Origin of the sequence: Bartonella sp. LB28NMGDW (assembly GCF_042194435.1) — a bacterium.
Classification (GTDB): domain Bacteria; phylum Pseudomonadota; class Alphaproteobacteria; order Rhizobiales; family Rhizobiaceae; genus Bartonella; species Bartonella grahamii.
On sequence record NZ_JBHIMX010000133.1, the window covers coordinates 1 to 718 of the forward strand.

The 718-nt window shown below is 37.6% G+C and carries 1 protein-coding gene; it reads right to left on the reverse strand.

Annotated elements, in window-relative coordinates:
• Positions 1 to 188: 188 nt before the first annotated feature.
• The gene (locus ACFIKG_RS09625) at positions 189 to 389 is read right to left on the reverse strand and encodes a helix-turn-helix transcriptional regulator (RefSeq protein WP_375646451.1); all 201 of its coding nucleotides are present in this window, start codon (positions 387 to 389) and stop codon (positions 189 to 191) included.
• Positions 390 to 718: the final 329 nt, after the last annotated feature.

Here is a 718-nt window from a genome sequence, read left to right on the forward strand (position 1 = left end):
CTGTCATGCCTCAGCGAAGTGTTGAGAGACGCTTAAATAGCCCTTATTGTAAAAAACATTCAGAACAACTTGAATGCCAGCCTTAAGTCTTGCTTCAGCAGAGAAAGCCTTGAATTTACACCAAATAAAGCACCAGGTTGATGAGCTTGAGAAAGCCTTGTCCGTCCTTACGTGACAAGGTTTTCTTTTTATGCCGCGTCGTTATAACGTTGCTGTTTTGCTTGCTCGATGACATTCAAAAGATCCGATTGTAACCAACGCGATAAAAAACCCAATTTTAGGGGTTTGGGGAGAGATCCATTGGTAACATGACGGCGGAATGTTGAGACACTCATATGAAGCAATTTTGCACTTTCACGATCTGTCAAAAGAATATCATTTTCTGTCATACTAAAATCCTTTCACTATCAAAAAATGGCAACAAATCATAACCATTTATTAACCACATTTTGGTTCATTTTTAAAGGTATTTTATTTATAGAAAACAATATTTTATCATACAATTTCTAATGTGATAATTTATGACTCTTATTGAGAAAGAATGAGAGAGAAGAGAGCTAAAGTTATCCACAGATAATGGGGTTATTCACCCCATATCTTAAGATTGACCCGTGACATAAGCCGCCCATTTATCCATATAAACACGGCGCTGTTCTAGATAATCAGTACGACGATAGGCACGCTCTACTTTGCCGCCAACTGTATGACTTAGAATAGT